At 58.9% G+C, this 13,765-nt stretch carries 14 protein-coding genes; 10 read left to right on the top strand and 4 right to left on the bottom strand.

Annotation, left to right across the window (positions count from 1 at the left end):
- Positions 1 to 17 precede the first annotated feature (17 nt).
- From KF814_03525 to KF814_03510, 4 genes are all read right to left on the bottom strand, one after another.
- Positions 18 to 1,580: a HAMP domain-containing protein gene (locus KF814_03525; GenBank protein MBX3235199.1), complete on the bottom strand. Its 1,563-nt coding sequence runs from the start codon at positions 1,578 to 1,580 to the stop codon at positions 18 to 20.
- A 445-nt stretch (positions 1,581 to 2,025) separates the two neighbouring features.
- Positions 2,026 to 2,760 (bottom strand): hypothetical protein, encoded by a 735-nt coding sequence (locus tag KF814_03520; protein ID MBX3235198.1) that lies wholly within the window; start codon positions 2,758 to 2,760, stop codon positions 2,026 to 2,028.
- Positions 2,757 to 3,581, bottom strand: a complete 825-nt coding sequence (modA, locus tag KF814_03515; protein MBX3235197.1) for a molybdate ABC transporter substrate-binding protein — start codon at positions 3,579 to 3,581, stop codon at positions 2,757 to 2,759. Before modA (KF814_03515) ends, KF814_03520 begins: the two co-directional genes overlap by 4 nt.
- 35 nt (positions 3,582 to 3,616) lie before the next feature.
- A complete protein-coding gene (locus KF814_03510; GenBank protein ID MBX3235196.1) occupies positions 3,617 to 5,257 on the bottom strand; it encodes a hypothetical protein in 1,641 nt (546 codons plus the stop codon).
- 241 nt (positions 5,258 to 5,498) lie between these two features.
- Here KF814_03510 and KF814_03505 point away from each other — a divergent pair, with 241 nt between their 5' ends.
- From KF814_03505 to KF814_03460, 10 genes are all read left to right on the top strand, one after another.
- Positions 5,499 to 6,662 carry a helix-turn-helix domain-containing protein gene (locus tag KF814_03505; GenBank protein MBX3235195.1) on the top strand — a complete coding sequence of 388 codons (1,164 nt, stop codon included), beginning with the start codon at positions 5,499 to 5,501 and terminating at the stop codon, positions 6,660 to 6,662.
- Between the two features lie 27 nt (positions 6,663 to 6,689).
- On the top strand, positions 6,690 to 7,598 hold the full coding sequence (locus KF814_03500) for a substrate-binding domain-containing protein (GenBank protein MBX3235194.1): 909 nt from the start codon (positions 6,690 to 6,692) through the stop codon (positions 7,596 to 7,598).
- A 30-nt stretch (positions 7,599 to 7,628) separates the two neighbouring features.
- The gene (locus KF814_03495) at positions 7,629 to 8,285 is read left to right on the top strand and encodes a hypothetical protein (GenBank protein MBX3235193.1); all 657 of its coding nucleotides are present in this window, start codon (positions 7,629 to 7,631) and stop codon (positions 8,283 to 8,285) included.
- Between the two features lie 39 nt (positions 8,286 to 8,324).
- A complete protein-coding gene (locus KF814_03490) occupies positions 8,325 to 10,067 on the top strand; it encodes a hypothetical protein (protein MBX3235192.1) in 1,743 nt (580 codons plus the stop codon).
- Between the two features lie 12 nt (positions 10,068 to 10,079).
- Positions 10,080 to 10,841, top strand: coding sequence for a molybdate ABC transporter substrate-binding protein (gene modA / locus KF814_03485; protein MBX3235191.1), 762 nt, complete (start codon positions 10,080 to 10,082; stop codon positions 10,839 to 10,841).
- Positions 10,819 to 11,148: a hypothetical protein gene (locus KF814_03480; protein ID MBX3235190.1), complete on the top strand. Its 330-nt coding sequence runs from the start codon at positions 10,819 to 10,821 to the stop codon at positions 11,146 to 11,148. Before modA (KF814_03485) ends, KF814_03480 begins: the two co-directional genes overlap by 23 nt.
- 48 nt (positions 11,149 to 11,196) lie before the next feature.
- On the top strand, positions 11,197 to 11,871 hold the full coding sequence (gene modB, locus KF814_03475) for a molybdate ABC transporter permease subunit (protein MBX3235189.1): 675 nt from the start codon (positions 11,197 to 11,199) through the stop codon (positions 11,869 to 11,871).
- Positions 11,856 to 12,953 (top strand): ABC transporter ATP-binding protein, encoded by a 1,098-nt coding sequence (locus KF814_03470; GenBank protein ID MBX3235188.1) that lies wholly within the window; start codon positions 11,856 to 11,858, stop codon positions 12,951 to 12,953. The genes modB and KF814_03470 overlap by 16 nt, the downstream gene beginning before the upstream one ends.
- A 139-nt stretch (positions 12,954 to 13,092) precedes the next feature.
- A complete protein-coding gene (locus KF814_03465; GenBank protein ID MBX3235187.1) occupies positions 13,093 to 13,494 on the top strand; it encodes a TOBE domain-containing protein in 402 nt (133 codons plus the stop codon).
- A 10-nt stretch (positions 13,495 to 13,504) separates the two neighbouring features.
- Positions 13,505 to 13,708, top strand: a complete 204-nt coding sequence (locus tag KF814_03460) for a TOBE domain-containing protein (GenBank protein MBX3235186.1) — start codon at positions 13,505 to 13,507, stop codon at positions 13,706 to 13,708.
- Positions 13,709 to 13,765 lie beyond the last annotated feature (57 nt).

Raw genomic sequence — 13,765 nt, 5'->3', positions numbered from 1 at the left:
AGCCGATGGGGCACATCTCAGTGCAGCGGAAAGGCCAGAAAGAAGGTGCTGCCTTCGCCGGGCGTCGTCTCTGCCCAGGCCCGTCCGCCATGCTTCTCCATGACCAGCTTCACGATGGCCAATCCCACCCCGGTTCCCTCGTAGTCTTGAGGGGCGTGGAGCCGCTCGAAGAGTCCGAAGATTTTCTCTTTCTGCTCCGGGTCGAACCCGATGCCGTTATCCTTCACCCAGATGATGCGCTCGCTGCCTGTTTGGCGTCCTCCGATGTGAATATCCGGAGCGGAGGCTTGCCGTGAAAACTTCAGCGCGTTGTCCAGGAGATTGACGATCGCCTGGCGGACGCTCACCGGTTCGCCGTAGAGGTCGGCAAAGGGGAGGTTCAGGTGAATTTTCGGCCTCGGTCCCTGACTGCTGCTGAGGCGATCGTTGACCAGGTTGCCGATCATTTCCAGCACGTTGAAGTGCTGCCGGGGAAGATCTTGCCGTTCGAGCCGAGAATACTTGAGCAATGCATCGATCATGTGGGTCAGCCGCAAGGCGGACGTCCGGATCACGCCGATGTGGTGGCGGACTTGGGGATCACCCTGCTCCGCAAACTCCTTTTCGAGGAGGGACGAAAACCCTTCGATTTCTCTCAACGGCCCCTTCAGGTCGTGTGCCACGGAATAGGTGAAGGCTTCGAGTTCTTTTGTCTTCCTCGCGATCGCGGCGGTCTGTTCGCGCAGGCTGATCAGCATGGAGGAGAGGGCCGCCGCCAAGCCACCCACCTCGTCTCGATTCGGCCAGGCTTCGAATTGCGCCGTGAGGTCGTGGTGGGCCACTCGGTCCGCGGTGGTGGCCAAGCGGCGCAGGGGGGAGGCAATGGAATGACGCATCACGCCGTAGGTGACCACGATCACGAGTCCGAGCAGGGCGACGAATCCAAGCACAAGGAGTCGAGCCTCCGCGACCAATCGGTCCCCTTCATGTTTCATTTCAACGTCGATCAGGCGATGGACGTCGATCAGGATGCCGATCGAACCTTCCAGGCGCTCGACCGTGTGTTCGTACTGGCGCTCGATCCCGTCTTGGGTTTCTTGGCCGCTTCGGGGTCCGGTTCCACGGGCGCTCATCGTGCGGTGAAGCTGCGCCAAGTTGTTCAATCCGTCGGCGACCTCGGCCATCGCCTGGTCCTCACGATCGGCCAGATCACCCCGTCCGTGCTGAATGAGCATGCCGAGCATGATCGGATGGGTTCGCGCGGCGTGGCTCGCGCGGTAGGTCTCGAGAGCCGAGACGGTCTGGCCGTGCATGAGCTCGATTCTGGCCAGCGTCGCCGTCTGTTCTCCTGCTGGCTGGTGTTCAAGCAGGTGATGCACTTGCCGGAGCATGTGCGCGACCGACTGTTGCATGGCGGCGGCCGTCACGACGGCCGGGACCGTGATGCGTTGGTGGCGATCGACGTAGCTGTTGACCCGGGAAAGGTAAAAGAGCGTGGCGCCGAGGGTGAAGAGGAGGAGGCCGACGATCAAGCTGAATGACAAGAGCAGCTTCTTGCCGATCGACAGGTGCCGAAACCGACCCTCGGATGCGCGACGCATGGCGTAAGGTACCATAGCCGGTGAGGCCCTACCAGATGGGCTTCATCCGTACGGTCGTTCTACGACCGGACAGCGAGCGCCTGCGCCGACTGGACGGCTGTGCATGCACCCGATCGACCATGGCGTTGTGGCTCCTTGTGCGTCTAGATGATGGCATGGCGAGTCTTGTCTACACTGCGACACGGTCCATGCGGGACAACCAATCCGGCAGCTCGCGCGACGATTGCGTCGGTTCGGCGAGCTGCCGGCTTCGTTTTTGGAAGAAGACCGGACTCCCGCAGCCTCCGTGCCTTTGGGAATCGGCCTCCCTACGTCCCTCGTCCTCGGTCCGCTCCAATGCGCGATCCCGGCATGACCGCGGATCCCGACCTGGTGCTTGATGGCTTCGACCGAGTCGCCACCGACGATGAAAATCGACAGGGGAGGTCCCTTCTGCCTTCGGATTCTAGCGATTGTCCGGCACGGGCCGGCTCTCACGATCGAGTCCCGGTTGCACGGGCATCGCGGTCAGCGCGTCCCGGTAGCGAATCGCCAGCTCTTCCCGCTGGTCGGGGGCGAACAGCCGGCCGCCTGATTTCACGGTGACTAAATGCTCTTCCGGCTCGAAGGTGGCATCGAAGGCCGGGGAGCGTTCTGGTACGTTCGGCATCTGCCGATCGTACTTACTGATATCAGGTCCCGGACCATGGCGGTCATGCACCTCTGCCAGGGCGACATGGAGGACCGGATCCTGAACGGAAATCCAGCCGGTCGTGGTTTCCTCTTCGCCGTGCTCGGTCGCGTGACTCAAGTGAAAGTACACGCGTTCGGCGGCAGACGCCTGCGACAGAGCCTTGGCCAATGCTGGCGCCAGAATCGCGATCTCCTGGTCCCGAAAGGCGCGGGTCTTGTCGGCCTTGCCGACGAAGAGTTGGTGGAGCCAATTGCGCCGTTCCCAGACGCGCACGCCCCGCAGCAATGTTCCCACCTCCGTCGCCGTGAGCGTCGCGGGATGTGAGTTCGTCGTCGAGTCCGGGTCCTGTTCCACGCGCACGATGTTCAGCCCCGATTGATAGACCGACTTCGGAGGGACGGAGGGCCGGCCGGCGCAACCAGCGAGGAGCGTGAGCCCGAGCAGCAGGCTGAGCACAGGGGTTGCGAACGATGTCGTCACGGTTGTCTGTCCTTTTCTTTCGTTCATGGTTTCACCTCTTGGGGCTGCGCCGGTTGCGCTTCGGGAGCCACGCGATCGAAGCCGTATTCCTGCAAGATGGATTGCACCTCCGGACTCAAAAGAAATTGCGTGAAGTCCCCGGCTGCCGCGATGTTCTGTGCCGTCCAGACTGCGGCGACTCCGTACCGAACCGGCGTGTGGGAGGCAGATGGTACCGTATCGAGGATACGGACCTTCCCGTTGGTCCCGACATCGGTTCGATAGACGATGCCGATCTCCGCTTCGCCCTTAGCCACCAGGTCGAGCACGGCTCTGGAGTGTTCGCCGAAGACGTATTGCGATTTGAGTTTGGGTTCCAGCTTGCTGCTCTTTAGAAACTGGGCGGCCACTTTTCCTACCGATGAGGTTTTGGGGTCTCCGACCGCAATTCGTCTGACCGGCACGGATTCCAATTCCGAGATGGAACGGATGGGGGCGGGGAGTGCCGTTCCGGTGATCAACACCAGCGACGTGGCGGCATAGGCTCGTTTCGTGCCTTGGATGACGAGGCCTTTGCCGTCGAGCTGGTCGAGCTCTTCGAATAGGGACGGCAGGTACACGTCGATCGGCGCCCCTTCCTCGATCTGCTTGCGCAGAGTCTGCGATGGGCCATACACAATGCGGACCGCGACTTCCCGATGTTGTGCCTCGAACAACGGAAGCACCTTTCGCAGGGCGTCCTTCAGGCTGTTCGCGGCCGCGATGGTCAAGGTCTCGGTTTGTGCGGCGGCTGGTTTCGGGCTCCAGCCGATCGCGACGACAAGGACCCAGATGAATGCGAGTGCGATGGCATGAGTTCGTAACCTCACGATGTCCTCCTGTCTGTCACTCAATATGTGTTCGCTTAGAAGTAGAATTGGTATTGGACATTGATGCGGTTTTCGATCAGATCCCGCCCGAACCCTGGCTGGGTTTCGAACGGGAAACGGTCGGGGGCTCGTCCGCCGCTGCCCAACGTAATGTTCGAATAGTCGATCACGAGCCGGTTGTTATAGGTGCCGTCGAAACTATAGTTGATCGCGGCGCCGAACTCCTTGACCAGATCGTTCACTTGTCGAGTCGACGGATCCATGAACCCATAGCGGACGGCGAGCTCGAGCTTTCTGGGAATCACATATTTTCCCACCTGCACGTACCAGCCATAGGCCTGGCCGAGATTCACCGGCGTGCCTAGAAACTGCGCCTGGGGAATCGTGTTCAGGTCGAACGGGCTGGTTCCGCTGTCGGCGTTCCGCACCCGCTGGTGCCGATAGTACCCTTCCGCCTGGAACGACCACCCTTGATACTTGGCGATGAAGTCCGCTTCATAGGTTTGGAAGTCATAGATGCCACCGGCCAGGAGCCGCCCGTTGTAGGCTTTCGTAATGGCCTGCCGATACGCACGGTCGACAATGTCGGAGCGGATGGAGCTCAGATAATTTTGCGCTGGGTTGTAGGCGTAACCGAAGGCGATGGCCGACTGGAGCGTCCGGGAGTTGAGGATGTCGCCCTGGCCATAGCCGGGATTGCCGGCAATCTTGTAGAGCAACCGTACCGTGTACATCATCTCACCGGTCATGAAGCGGGTATCGTAATTATAGGTTCTGGTCGTCGTGGCGTTCGGCGCGCCGGGCGTCCCGCTTTGAGGCAGCACGTTCTGGCTGACTGATACGCCTTCCCTCGCCAGATTGGCTCCCACGCCTCCCCAAATGCCGATGGCATAGTTGAACCTATACTGATCTTCATCACTTGAAATGCTGACGCCGATGTCGCGGCTGTTCTGTTGATTGGCGGCGAAGGCGTTCTGGACGATCAGGTTGTCCGCAAATGTGGACGTCGCCATTGAGCTGATCGTGGCGCGATTGAACCACACGCGCTGTTGACCGGCTTGGATGGTCAGCCATGGAATGTGCCAGGACGAGATGTAGGCGTCGAGGAGCCCAGCACGCCCGCTGCCGCCTTCTTGGTTCCAAGTCGTTTGATCGAAGGCCCACGAAATGTTGTAGCGAAAATCCGGGTCGAAGGCGTAGCCCAGAAACTGGAGTCTGGCACGGGGCACACTGAACTGGTTGGAGTCGCTTTGCCTACGGACGGCCCGGTATTCGACCTGCCCGCCCAGGATTTCCGGATTGCGGGAGTCACCTACGGTTCCCCAGGCTTGGTTGTAGGTGCTGTGGGTGTAGCGAACCTGAGTCAACAACCGAAGCTTGAGGAAGAACTTGTCGCCGACGCGGAAGTTCAGGCCGTTGTTGACGTCGATCGTGTAGTTCGGCTTCGCGATCTGCTCGCGCTTTTCAATCACCTTCAGACCCTTGTCATATTCCTCCTGCGTGATGATGCCTCTTAAGAGGAGGTATTTAAGGCCGGGGTCTTCGCCCGAGTAGTATTCCCATTTGCCCTCCTTCTTCACCAGCTGTCCTTCCTCGACCGCGAAGGCGGATGGGGAAGGCAGGCCGACCAGCAGGCCGGCTAGTATGCCGGCAATCCCTAACGTTCCTCGCTGCATGACATCTCTCCTCATCTACGGGTGACCACGAAGCCTTTGGAGGCTGCTCTCTAACTATTTAATGCGTGGATCGAAATGAATTATCTGTAATCCGATGAGGTATAAATATATTATCTTTAATAACTTTGTCAACAATATACGATTCAAGATCGATCTTCTTTTGAGGCGTAAATAATAATTGACAATTAGTAAAGTATTAAGGCATTCTCCGGCCTCGATGACTGCTGAAGCCAACTCTCCAGTGACGCCCAGGATTGATAACCACCTCAGCCGACTACGCGAGGCCAAAGGCCTCACGCGCGCCCAGTTAGCGGCCCAATCTGGCGTCACCCGCCAAGCCATCCATGCCATCGAGACAGGCCAGTATCTGCCGACCACCGCTGTCTCGCTGCAGCTCGCGCGGGTGCTCGCCTGTCATGTCGAAGATTTGTTCTCGTTGACGGATGCGGAAGAAATTATCGAAGGCGTGATCGCGCGCGACTCGCCGGACTCGGCCGTGGGACAGAGTCGTCGACGGGTGAAGGTCGCGCGAGTCGGCTCCCGTTTCGTCGTCCGACCGGTAGTCGATCTGGGGGAAGTGCTGAATTACACCGTTGCGGCCGACGGGTTACTGGTCGATCCTTTGCCCCATCGGGGCAAGGCTGGTGCACACTCGGCGCGCGTGCGACTGTTGCGAGATCGTCGAGCCATCGAACAGGAAATTTCTGTTGCTGGATGTGATCCTTCCATATTTCTCCTCGGCGAACACTTGCGTCGCTATAAAGACGCCTGTTCAGTCGTGGGATGGACGCTGGGCAGCACGGCGGCGCTGGACGCCCTGAAACGAGGGGAAGTGCATGTAGCCGGTGTGCATGTTGTCGACCAGTCAGGAGAATCGAATCTGCCATATCTTCGCCGTCACCTAAAGGGCACCAATTACTTGGTCATGACTTTTGCGGTGTGGGAGGAAGGGCTGTTGGTTGCTGCGAGAAATCCCCGTGGCATCAGCGGAGTTGCCGATCTTGTACGGCCGGATGTCGCGCTCATCAACCGGGAGGAGGGTTCTGGGGCGCGGTTGTTGTTGGATCAGCGCTTGGCTGCATCCGGGATCGCAGCGGCCGCCATTCGTGGATATCAGTCTGTTGCCCGGTCTCATGTGCATGTTGCTCGTCTCATTGCAGAGGGTCGTGCGGATGTTGGGGTGGGCGTTAGAGCAGCTGCACAACTGTTTGATCTCGACTTCCTTCCCCTGCAGCATGCGCGGTATGACCTCGTGCTACCGAAGGCGTATCTGCAAGACCATCCTGCAATCGAATCGTTTCTGGACATCCTTACGAGTAGACCATTCCGAACCGAGGTTGGTGCGCTGGGTGGATATGACACCAGCGAGATGGGAACGGTGCGGGAGTTGAGTGCCAAAAGATGAAATTGTCGGAGCAGTATGGATGCGGAGATGAGTATGTGGACCGACGAATTCCAGCATGATGCGCGAGTAGGCAATGTCTGTCGAGTCGCTGGCCGGTGGATACCTAGCCTGGCCCTGTTGAGTGCGGTCGTACTCGCCATGGGTGGCTGTGGGTGGGGATTGAGCATGACGCAGCCGACCAGTGCCACTCGGGACCTGATTGTCGCCACGTCGCCAGGCGTTCAAGACGCTATGGCTCAATTGGGCCTCGCCTTCGAGAAGACCCATCCGGACGTCCGGGTCAGGCTGTCAGTTGATTCCTCCCTCGACCTCAGACGAACGATCGCTGGGATGGAAAATCGCGGCAAGTCGTTCATCGGATCCGGGCCGATTCACTTCATCGCGCCTGGCGGAGACGAAGTCATCACTCGTATGGAGCAGAAGTATTACCTGCTTCCAGAGTCCAAAGCGCTGTATGCGACGGAGCGCTTAGTGCTGGTTGCCCCTGAATCTCTGAGTGAGGCGCCGAGCTCATTCGAGTCCCTGGCGAAGCACGAGTCGGTGCGTATCGCGGTGGCGGATACGACGACGAAACTCGGCGTTGAGACGGATCGGCTCCTGTCGGCCCTGGGCCTAAAAGACAAACGGATCGATCGTGCCAGCGACCGTGCCGGCATTCTTGACCATATGCTCAGTGGGCAGGCCGATGTGGGCATCATGTTCGGCCAAGATGCGGTTAGGGCGCAGGATCGGGTGCGAGTCTTGGCTGTTGCGCCGGCCGCTATGTACAAGCCCATTCCACACTCCATTTCGATGGAGCGCTACTGCCCGGATCGGGCACTCTGCGCCGAGTTCCTTCGATTCGTCACGAGTCAGGAAGGGCAGGCGGCGTTGCAACGTCTCGGCTATGGGCCGGGCAAGCCCGCAGAAATCACCGTGCACCTATTGGGTCAATAACCGATATTCGTGTTTCGTGGAGAATTAATTATGCGCCTGCGTTTCATCGTCGTTATCGGATTCTTGACGGGCTGTCTGCTCGGACAGTCCGTTTCCTGCGCGCGTCTGCCCTATACGACCAAGGTCGTGCACGAGGATGCCCGCGTCTTGGTCAATCTTCAACACGAGGTGGGTTCTACCACGTACGCTCATCCGGCTGATTTGAGCAAGTCGGATTTGACTTCCATTTTGGAGGGATTTTCGTTCAGGCCCAAGCAGCGTCTGCCGCTACGCTGGTTTGCCGAGGAGATTCCGCCACGGGCTGTCTTTCGGCAGGATGAGCTTGAGGTGCTCAGCGGGCAATTGGCCGAGGCGTTGCGACTGGCAGGTTCCCAGGAGCGGGTTCATTTCGAACTGCGTGCGCCGGGAATGAATCCGGAGATCCGAAAAGACGTCGTCGCCGGCTGGGTGGCTGTGCGTGACGGCTATCTCTACTTCACCCTTGAATACGACCATGTCCAGATTCCGACGCATAAAGAGGACCCCTACGACTACAACTATCCGACCCCGGCGCCGCCGCCGGTCGAGTACCTCCTCTACTTCGAACCTGGTCGTTTCTGGGGCGTGGATGAGCAGGGGCGGCAGGCGCTGCAGTATCGTGAATTCTTGAAGGCTCCTAAGAGCCCTCCCGCGAGCGGGCGGTCATAGCCCGTCTCTTCACAGACCTCATATTTCTTGGAGATATGCATGCAAAATGACAATACGGATGGCAGAGCTTTGCGTACGCGGTGCGGCGTATTCCTCCTTGTCATGCTCTGGCTGGGCCTGAGCGCGGCACCCTCATGGACTGCCGACACCGGCAAGCTTGTAGAAAAAGATGGTCGATATGTTTTCGTCGAAACTATGGATCCGGCGACAAGGTTGCTGTTGGAGCGCGCGGTCAAGCAAGGGACGATTTCGCAAGAAGAGTTCGACAACGTCATACGAGAGTCGCAGGAACGTTCCTATCTGCTCCAGCCCAGCTTCAAGGCCTGGTACGACCGCGGCTTCAACTTTTCCATGAACGACAACGATTTTTTCCTGAAGATCCGCGCACGTTTTGCGACCAGGTATACGCAGCGTTGGCGGAACGATGCCTATCGCGATTCCGGTGATTCCAAAAATTTCCCTGAGCTGCTCGGTGTCTTCGGCGACTATCGGTCCAATCGCAGCATTGGTGAAGCGTCGTCGTTCAATCTTCGCACGGCGCGCCTCTATTTCATGGGGCATCTCTTCAGCCCTGACTTGAAATATTACATTCAGCTCGCGGGTGAGACGGCGGAGAATGCGCAGGCTCCCGGTGCAATTTCGGTGTTCGACATGAATGTGACGAGTACGCACCTCCCTTGGTTGAATGTCCAAATTGGACAGTTCAAGACCTACTTCAACCGCTCACAGATCAACTCGACGGCTTCCATGCAGTTCGCCGGTCGTGCTCTTGCGATGGATGCCTTCACGGCCAACGGTCTGAATCGTCGGGATGTGGGTATCACCATTATGAACGACGAGGAGGTCTACCCCGTCAATTATTACTTTGGCGTGTTCAATGGGTCGGGTCCGTTGATCAACCGCTTCGCGCAGTTTTCCAGCGAGGAGCCGACTGTCGGCTGTCCTGGCGGGCAGACGGGGGGAAATCCTTTCCCGTCTCCGGCCGGCTGTCAGGTGAACCAGCGGAGCCTGAATGCTAACCTGCGAACGAACGTGAACCAACTGATGTACACCGCTCGCCTGCAGGCTAACATCCTCGGCCGAGTCGGCTATGGAGAAGGTGATCTCGCCTATTCCGAAACCCCACAATGGGCCGTGGGCGGTGGGTACGCCTACAATCCGGCGATCGACACCAGCACAAACAACGGCTTCGTCGGGATTGATTTGGCAAATCTCAGCGTCAGGCGCTCGTTGGCTGCTTTGGGCAATGGCCGCATGCTGGGGCAGGGCGTAGTCGACTTCTCGACGTGGACGCTCGATTCGGCATTCAAGTATCGTGGGTTTTCACTACAAGCTGAGTATTGGTTCCGGACCATTACCCGGCATAACAAAGGATTGCCCTGTATGCAGACCGCCACCACCGGAGGCCCCTGTACGGTATTCGCGCCGAACCAATTCGGCAACTCCACCGGTTGGTACGTGCAATCTGGCTACTATCTGATTCCGCGAAAAGTGGAAGTGGCGGCTCGGTATGCGTGGTGGGATCCGGACACCAACTCCGGCGGCGACCTTATCAAGGAAGTCGACGTATCCTTGAATTGGTTTCTCAGCGGCACGTACGATCACCAAATTATGCTGACGTACAGCAACGTCGCGATGGGCATGGGTGGCTTTGCCATCGGCAGGAGCGCGCCGCTCCCTGCGGTGGGAGGCGTATTCCCTTCCGGGAATATTCCGCTCGATCGGAATGCGGGTACTCTGATCGAAAATGCGTTTCGTATCCAATACCAGATCTTTTTCTGAGGAGGTCGCATCATGAAGCTCGTTGCGCAGGTTTTCGCTCTCCTCCTCGCACTGTGTCCCGTCGTGGCAGGCGCGGCGGAACTGCTTGTCGCTGCCGCGTCGGATCTCAATTTTGCCATGAAGGATCTGGTGTCAGTGTACGAGGAATCGACGGACCAGAAGGTCAAGGTGTCGCTGGGTTCATCGGGAAACTTCTTTGCCCAGATTCAAAACGGCGCGCCGTTCGACCTGTACTTTTCGGCGGACATCGCCTATCCCAAGAAGCTTCAAGAAGCGGGGTTGGCCGTCCCCGATTCGCTCTATCGCTATGCAGTCGGTCGAATCGTGTTGTGGACCCCCGGCAGTTCACCTCTTGATCTCAGCAAGGGGCTTGATGCGCTGAAGGATCCAGGCGTAAAGAAGGTGGCGATTGCCAATCCTAAACATGCCCCCTACGGCCGGGCCGCGATGGCGGCACTCGAGCAGTCAGGGCTTTCTGGTGCTGTGAAGGATAAGCTGGTGCTCGGCGAGAATATCTCGCAGGCCGCCCAGTTCGTGGAATCAGGCGCCTGTGATGCCGGAATCATCGCACTCTCGTTGGCCATGGCCCCGGCCATGAAGGCGAAGGGGCAGTACTGGGAGGTTCCGGTGACCGCCCACCCGCCGTTGGAACAAGGAGCTGTCATCTTACGTCAATCCACGAGGCAGGAGGCAGCCCGGCAGTTCATACAGTTTATGCAGGGCCCCCAGGGGCGGGAGATCATGAGCCGATATGGATTTACGATTCCTGAGTAGTCCCTCGGTGCCAGCGATGGCAAGCCTGGCCTTCTTGGTCTGCAGCGGTTGCTCCGAGGCGGTGATGTTGACCCAGGAGTCTTCACAAGGCGGGATCGTGACCTACCTGTATCGAGAGGATCGTGGTGGCCCCTTGGGCACGGCAAATCGCCGCGGTGCGGTGCAGGTGATGGAACGAAAGTGCCCCAACGGCTACAGCGTCGTCCGGGATGGCGAGGTAAAGGCCTACAGCAGTGTGTCCAGCATCGAGGGACAAGAAGGGGAATCCTCCTGGCACCGCTGGGGCATGGAATTTCGCTGCAAGTGAGGGGGGCTTCACAATGGGGTCGCGTCTGAATTATTCCAGGATGCGTTCGTGAATTGGCTAGCTATCTGGGTTACGGTGAAGCTTGCCAGCCTTACGGCCCTCATCCTCTTGGTGGTGGGCTTGCCGATCGCCTACTGGGTCAGTTTCTCCCGTTGGCGCTGGAAGTTCATCATTGAGTCCGTCGTGGCCTTACCATTGGTGCTGCCGCCGACGGTACTCGGCTTCTACATCCTGGTTGCGATCGGACCACATAGTCCATTCGGCCGGCTCTATGCCGATCTCGTTGGGCACCCGCTTCCTTTTACGTTTGAAGGTCTGCTGTTCGCCTCCGTTCTCTACAGCCTTCCGTTTGCGGTTCAACCCTTTGCTGCGGCATTTGAGCAGGTTGACCGCCGGTTGATTGAGGCGTCTTGGACGCTGGGCGTGTCGAGAGCCAGAACATTCTTCAGATTGATTGTGCCGCTGTCCGGTGCCGGCCTGGTGACCGGGACGGTCTTGAGCTTTGCCCACACGATGGGGGAGTTCGGCGTGGTCCTGATGGTCGGTGGAAATCTTGAAGGGGTGACGCGGACGGTCTCCATCGACATCTATGATGAAGTCCAGGCGTTGAATTACGAGGCCGCTTCCCAAACCGCCCTGTTTCTCCTGGCGGTCTCTTACCTCGTGTTGCTGGCGATCTATGCCCTCAACCGAAACGTCTGGGCGGTATGGCCACAGAAATAGCCGTCGACTTCGTCAAGCGCTTCCGCGGTCAACGGCCCATACGGGCGCAGATGACCTACCCTGTCGAATCCTCCACAGTTTTGATCCTGTTCGGTCCTTCGGGGGCCGGAAAAACGACGATCCTTCGTTCCCTCGCCGGACTGGAGTGGCCGGAGGAGGGGAGCATCAGGTTCATTTCCAGAACGTGGCTGGATACGGCGAACGGTATTCGGGTACCGCCGCAAGATCGCCAGATCGGTTACATGGCACAAGACTATGCGCTGTTTCCTACGCTGACCGTAGAGGGCAACATTGCCTATGGGTTGGCGCATCTTCCCGCCCATGCGCGTGCGCGGCGGGTGGATGAGGTCGTGGAGAGTTTTCAGTTGCGTGGATTGGAGCGGTCGAAGCCGGGGCAATTGTCCGGTGGACAGCAGCAACGGGTCGCGCTGGCGCGCGCCGTGGCGCCCTGTCCGTTGCTGCTTCTGTTGGATGAGCCCCTTTCGGCGTTGGACATTCCTGCGCGCTTCCACCTTCGGCACGAATTGCGGGCTCTCTTGACCCAATTGGCGCTCCCCTCGATCATCGTGACGCATGACTGGGCTGAAGCGTTGGTGCTCGGCGACGTGATGGCGGTGGTCAGCGGGGGCGAGGTGTTGCAGATCGGCGCGCCGATGGACGTGTTTAGTCGGCCCGTCAATGCCGAAGTGGCGCGGGTGGTCGGCGTGGAAAGCGTGCTTAAGGGGACGGTGGTTTGGGCGGGTGGAGGCCTCGTTCGTATCGATATCAATGGGGTTGTTGTGACTGCGATGGCGCCTGACCCATTGGATGCGAAGGTCTTCGTCTGCATCCGGGCGGAAGACGTGACGATCGAGCGTGGGCGGCCGGAGGCGACGAGCGCCAGGAACAGTTTGTCCGGGATTGTGACCGGTGTCACGATGTTGGGGGCCATGGCGCATGTGGGCGTCGATTGTGGGTTCGGACTGACCGCGCTCGTCACCCGGTCGGCCGTGGACGAGATGGAACTCGCGACGGGTGCTGCGATCGTCGCGGCGGTAAAGGCGGGGGCCGTGCATGTGGTTTCGCGCCAGAAAGACAATTGAGTCGGCAATCCGCCTCTATCCTTAAATTCTCACTGATCTCACCTCCAATTCTCACGGTACAGATCTATAGTTCGGGGTATGCCGTGCTGTCGGGCGGCTCATGCGTACCGAACGAAGGGAGGTGAATCGTAGGCGCGCCATGGGATTGAAAAAACGGCAGCACCCCTCGGATGTCCTGACAGCGAAGGAGGCGGCAAAATATGTTCGCCTGACGCTGCCGACGTTCTATCGGTACATCTGGGAAGGAAAGATCGAGGCGCCCAAAATCGGAGGCCGATACCGATTCAAACGGGTACTGCTGGATCGTTGGCTCGGCAAGCACAGTTCGGGCACCGAGGACGTCAGTGGGCGGAACAAGCTCACCGGGCGGGTGACAGCGATCAAGCGGGATGCCATCATGGCGCAAGTGGACATTGATATCGGCGCACACAAAATCACGGCCGTGATCACTCGGGATGCCCTCGATGAGCTGGGAATCGGGATCGGCAGCTCGGTCGTGGCTCTCGTCAAGGCGACCGAGGTCATGGTCGTCAAACACTAAGGGGGACATGATGAAACTGAGCGCGCGCAATCAATTTCAAGGCACGGTGTCGAAGATTACGGAAGGGGCCGCCATGGCCGAAGTCGTGGTGAAAGTGGGGAACCTGGAGTTCGTCGCCGCCATCACCGAAGGGTCGGTGAAGAATATGGGGTTGAAGGTGAACGATTCGGTGACGGTTGCTGTAAAGGCGACCGAGGTCATGATCGGTAAGTAACACTCGTTGATTTCTGTCCGACAGCCTGCCTACGATGCCGGCGTGAAGCTGGTGATC

It is taken from the genome of Nitrospiraceae bacterium (assembly GCA_019637075.1).
Classification (GTDB): domain Bacteria; phylum Nitrospirota; class Nitrospiria; order Nitrospirales; family Nitrospiraceae; genus JAHBWI01.
The sequence above is the reverse complement of the archived record's forward strand: the minus strand, read 5'-3'. Positions and strand labels throughout refer to the sequence as shown.

What these genes read in the sequence shown, in the direction of transcription:
- KF814_03520 (MBX3235198.1), bottom strand. Translation starts at nt 2,760, where the DNA reads ATGAACGAAAGAAAAGGACAGACAACCGTGACGACATCGTTCGCAACC.
- KF814_03500 (MBX3235194.1), top strand. Translation starts at nt 6,690, where the DNA reads ATGAGTATGTGGACCGACGAATTCCAGCATGATGCGCGAGTAGGCAAT.
- KF814_03465 (MBX3235187.1), top strand. Translation starts at nt 13,093, where the DNA reads ATGGGATTGAAAAAACGGCAGCACCCCTCGGATGTCCTGACAGCGAAG.
- KF814_03510 (MBX3235196.1), bottom strand. Translation starts at nt 5,257, where the DNA reads ATGCAGCGAGGAACGTTAGGGATTGCCGGCATACTAGCCGGCCTGCTG.
- KF814_03490 (MBX3235192.1), top strand. Translation starts at nt 8,325, where the DNA reads ATGCAAAATGACAATACGGATGGCAGAGCTTTGCGTACGCGGTGCGGC.
- KF814_03525 (MBX3235199.1), bottom strand. Translation starts at nt 1,580, where the DNA reads ATGCGTCGCGCATCCGAGGGTCGGTTTCGGCACCTGTCGATCGGCAAG.
- KF814_03480 (MBX3235190.1), top strand. Translation starts at nt 10,819, where the DNA reads ATGGATTTACGATTCCTGAGTAGTCCCTCGGTGCCAGCGATGGCAAGC.
- modA (MBX3235191.1), top strand. Translation starts at nt 10,080, where the DNA reads ATGAAGCTCGTTGCGCAGGTTTTCGCTCTCCTCCTCGCACTGTGTCCC.
- KF814_03495 (MBX3235193.1), top strand. Translation starts at nt 7,629, where the DNA reads ATGCGCCTGCGTTTCATCGTCGTTATCGGATTCTTGACGGGCTGTCTG.
- KF814_03470 (MBX3235188.1), top strand. Translation starts at nt 11,856, where the DNA reads ATGGCCACAGAAATAGCCGTCGACTTCGTCAAGCGCTTCCGCGGTCAA.
- KF814_03460 (MBX3235186.1), top strand. Translation starts at nt 13,505, where the DNA reads ATGAAACTGAGCGCGCGCAATCAATTTCAAGGCACGGTGTCGAAGATT.